Genomic DNA, 4299 nt, shown 5'->3' on the forward strand with positions numbered 1-4299 from the left:
CTTCCCGACGATGAAAACGCTCAATTAATGTACGGATTTATATGGATGACTATTAATTCATAGCGGTCCAAAGAAGACCAAATAGAACACAGATATACTTCAGTTTCCTTGGATAAAGATGGATTTCCTTGGACATGTATGGACTAAACTAACAATAAAAGATTTACTCTATGGACAGTTAAGCGATAGGTATTTTTGATGTAATTTCTTCAAAAATGCGTTTCGGAACAGTCGGTTCACATAGAGATGGGTATAGCCCCGTATTTTCTAACGATGGAAAATACGGGGCTTTTTTTGTCCGCATATTTCTTTCAGAAATAGAAATGAGGTGAGTGGACATATTAATCGAATTTGTAACAGCACATAAAACAATCACAGGAGGGATAGAAGAAATCATGAAATCACCGCCAGATTTAGACAAATACTTAGGTGAAAAAAAGTGTCGTTACATCACTTATCAGGATGGAGCCAGACAGTACAGCATGTCTTATTGGACATTTGTAAAAATAGCCAAGGAAGCTAAAGCAAATATCAAATTACGTAAGACAGCGTTAGTGGATCAGGAAAAACTAGATAAATATTTGGAAGAATACTATTCAGAAGAAGACAAAAGAAAGGAGAAGCAAGAAATGCCAAAAAACAGAACTACGACTAATGATATTAAGGAATTAGTTAAATCGGGGAAAAAGAAATATGTAAGGTATGCAGAGGGTGCAGAGCTGTATTCCATGGGAAAGCATACATTCCAGGAATTGGCCAAAGATGCAAATGCCATTAGAAAAGTAAAACGAATTGTATTGGTAAATACTGAGATTCTGGATGCTTTTATAGAGTCCTTTGATGAGAGGGGATGTTAACTATGTGTAAAGTAATTGCGGTGGCAAATCAAAAAGGCGGAGTCGGAAAAACCGTGACCTGTGTGAATTTAGGTATAGGCCTTGCTGGAAACGATAAAAAAGTTTTGCTTATAGATGCAGATCCTCAGGGTTCTTTGACAATTAGTTTGGGGTGTGATGAGCCGGACAGTCTTGAGTACTCCTTAGCAACGGCAATGATCAATATTATTAATGATGAATCTGTAGATGTTCGTCATGGTTTGATACATCATGCAGAAGGTGTAGATATACTGCCTGGAAATATCGAATTATCAAGTTTGGAAATAACACTTACGGGAGTTATAAGCAGGGAAACAATATTAAGAGAATATGTCAATAAGGCCAGAGCGTACTATGACTACATAATAATAGATTGCATGCCATCCTTAGGAATGATGACTATAAATGCACTTGCCTGTGCTGATTCAGTTCTTATCCCGGTACAAGCTGCTTACCTCCCTGTGAAAGGCCTCCAACAGTTAATTAAAACTATCGGAAGAATAAAACGTCAATTGAATCCAAATTTAACGATAGAAGGGATTCTGATCACAATGGTTGACCATAGGACAAATTATGCAAAGGATATAGCTTCCCAAATCTATGATGTTTATTCTTCGAGCGTAAATGTATTTCCTATCGAAATACCACTTTCAGTAAGAGTTGCAGAGATCAGTGCAACCGGAAGTAGTTTGTATGTATATGATCCGAAAGGAAAAGCAGCATTTGCATATACCGAATTGATAAAGGAGGTAATGAGTCATGCCGTGTAGAGTCGGAAAAAAGATAAAGCTTACCAGTGTGGATGAATTATTAGGCGCTCCAAGTACTGAAGGTACTGTTGATTTAGATGTCCTGAGTATCTATCCATTTGAAAACCATCCTTTCAAAGTAGTTGATGATGAAAGTATGGAGGAACTGGTAGAGAGTATACAAGAAAATGGTATTTTGACGCCTGTATTAGTAAGACCAGATGACCAGGGAACCTATGAAATGATTTCCGGACATAGACGACTGCATGCTGCTAAAAGAGTTGGTCTTAGAAAGATTCCGGCTATCATAAAGGAAATGACAAATGACGATGCAACTATTGCCATGGTAGATGCAAATATGCAGCGTGAAGAGATTCTACCGAGTGAAAGAGCATTTTCTCTGAAAATGAAAATGGATGCCATGAATCATAGGGGAAGTCGATCGGATTTAACTTTGTCCACTGAGTGGACAAAGTTGACTTCGGCAGAAGTTGTGGGTGAGACAATGGGGATTAAAAAATCTCAGGTTCATAGATATATAAGACTTACCTTCCTGATTCCTCAATTGCTTGAATTAGTCGATGCAGGTCGTTTGGCGCTCAATGTTGGCCAGGAGATTTCATATCTAAATAATAATTATCAGAAATGGATTTTGGAGTATATCTGTGAAAATGGAATGATAAAACAAGAACAGCTTATGGATTTGAGAGCGTATAGAGATGATGATTCATTAACACAAGATAAATTGATAGACATATTGATCAAAGGAAGAGCAATACCACAGGTTAGAAAAAAGATTACATTTTCTGAGAGAAAACTTAATAAGTATTTTCCGACTTTCTATTCAAGCGCAGAAATAGAAAGGGTGATTATAGGTTTACTGGAACAGTGGAAAAAGAATCAGGGAGAGGGAGTTAAAAAATGATGGATTACTTTTATGGAACAAATGCAGGACAGTTTGCATCTGTAGTTATCCCGAAAGAATTATTGACCGGAAAGACATTTTCAGATCTATCAGTATCAGCAAAGATGTTATATGCAGTCTTGCTGGACAGGATGAACGAGGCATCGAAAAATAACTGGTTAGACGAAGAAAACAGAGTATATATTGTATACCCATTAAGTCAGCTGGAAGAGGATATAAATTTTTCTAAACATACAATTATTGATTGTATGAAGGAACTGGAAAAAATTGGCCTTATTTGTAAGCACCAGGTTAAAGGGAAACCAAGCAAAATCTATGTAAAAAATTTCAATAGAAGAATACTTAGATCTGTTGGGTAGTGCAGAAATTGCACCACTGAACCGCATAGAGAGATACAGAACGCTATACAAGGGAGGAAAAGAAGTTGAGCGAAAGAATCATATTTGACTATTTCAAAGGTCAAGAATCTGACATGCTTAGCTTTTACAGAATACCTAAGCTTCTATTTACCAATGATTATTTCAAGCAGCTTTGTGTTGAAGCTAAGGTCCTTTATGGACTAATGCTTGATAGAATGTCATTATCACTGAAAAATAAGTGGTTTGATGCTGAAAACAGGGCATATATATACTTTTCACAGCAGGATGCAATGGAAATGCTGAACTGTAAAGAAAATAAGATTGGTGCACTGTTTAAAGATCTTGAGCAATTTCAACTTATCGAACGTAAGAAGCAGGGACAAGGAAAGCCGACAATCATATATTTAAAGAATTTTGTGCAGGAAGAAAATATATGTCAGACCTTTGAAAAACCAATATCTAAAGAAGATGAAAATAAGTCTAATAACGATAAGGTTTCAGACATGGGAAAAACCAATGTCAAGACTTTGGAAAAATCAATGTCTAGACCTTTGAAAAACCCAAGTCCAGACATGGGAAAAACCAATGCTAATTATAATAATATAAATAATACTGATTTAAATAAATATCATATCGATCAGATAGATCAGACATTGAATGCTGAGTATTTAGCATATGCAGAAAGAATCCGGGAGAACCTGGAACTATCGTTGATGAAAATCCGCTACCCACATGATGCAGAGGTTATTGACGGGATTTATGACCTTATAATTGAAACTGTAATCAACAAGAACGACATCATATGGATTTCAAAGAATAAGTATCCAGGAGAACTTGTGAGATCGAAATTTCTTAAACTGAACAGCAGTCACATTGAGTATGTTCTAGAGTGCATGAAGCAGAGTACAACCAAGATAAGGAATATAAAGAGTTATCTCTTATCGGCTCTCTTTAATGCTCCGACAACAATTGGCAGTTACTATCAGGCTGAAGCAAATTATGATATGAAAGTGAATTTGTGTTATCATTAGCATTATCAAATAGGGCACCTGTATTTCCATACTTACTGGGAGGAGGATTATGGAATTCAAAAAAGGATGCGGCTGGAAAGTCTGCTATGATGAGGAAAGAAATCTCAAGAGAGAATCATACATCAGAATCCTGAGGATGAAATTATGAAGTATATATACTTGATAGTTATCAATGCAGTAGCATTTCTGATGTATGGTATTGATAAAGATAAAGCACGAAAAGGAAAATGGCGGATAAAAGAGAAAGACCTTATTCTGGTAGCAGTGATCGGAGGCAGCATAGGAGCTTTTTTGGGAATGCACTTCTTTCATCATAAAACCAGACACTGGTATTTCAGATACGGTATCCCTGTCATAATG

6 protein-coding genes and 1 pseudogene are annotated in these 4299 nt (G+C 36.4%); all 7 read left to right on the forward strand.

What is annotated here, in order from left to right:
• Nucleotides 1-395 precede the first annotated feature (395 nt).
• Nucleotides 396-578 (forward strand): annotated as a pseudogene (locus BM294_RS16495) (DUF6462 family protein); the annotation flags it as partial.
• A 51-nt stretch (nucleotides 579-629) separates the two neighbouring features.
• Nucleotides 630-857 (forward strand): DUF6462 family protein, encoded by a 228-nt coding sequence (locus BM294_RS15530; RefSeq protein WP_036613243.1) that lies wholly within the window; start codon nucleotides 630-632, stop codon nucleotides 855-857.
• A 2-nt stretch (nucleotides 858-859) separates the two neighbouring features.
• On the forward strand, nucleotides 860-1645 hold the full coding sequence (locus tag BM294_RS15535; RefSeq protein ID WP_091209982.1) for a ParA family protein: 786 nt from the start codon (nucleotides 860-862) through the stop codon (nucleotides 1643-1645).
• A complete protein-coding gene (locus tag BM294_RS15540) occupies nucleotides 1635-2549 on the forward strand; it encodes a ParB/RepB/Spo0J family partition protein (RefSeq protein ID WP_091209984.1) in 915 nt (304 codons plus the stop codon). The genes BM294_RS15535 and BM294_RS15540 overlap by 11 nt, the downstream gene beginning before the upstream one ends.
• Complete coding sequence (locus tag BM294_RS15545) at nucleotides 2546-2908, forward strand: replication initiator protein A (RefSeq protein ID WP_036613232.1); 363 nt, start codon at nucleotides 2546-2548, stop codon at nucleotides 2906-2908. Before BM294_RS15540 ends, BM294_RS15545 begins: the two co-directional genes overlap by 4 nt.
• Before the next feature lie 65 nt (nucleotides 2909-2973).
• Nucleotides 2974-3939, forward strand: coding sequence for a DUF6017 domain-containing protein (locus BM294_RS15550; protein ID WP_091209986.1), 966 nt, complete (start codon nucleotides 2974-2976; stop codon nucleotides 3937-3939).
• A 144-nt stretch (nucleotides 3940-4083) separates the two neighbouring features.
• On the forward strand, nucleotides 4084-4299 hold a 216-nt coding region (locus BM294_RS15555), incomplete at its 3' end, for a DUF1294 domain-containing protein (RefSeq protein WP_091209988.1).

It is taken from the genome of Oribacterium sp. WCC10 (assembly GCF_900113415.1).
GTDB lineage: Bacteria > Bacillota > Clostridia > Lachnospirales > Lachnospiraceae > Oribacterium.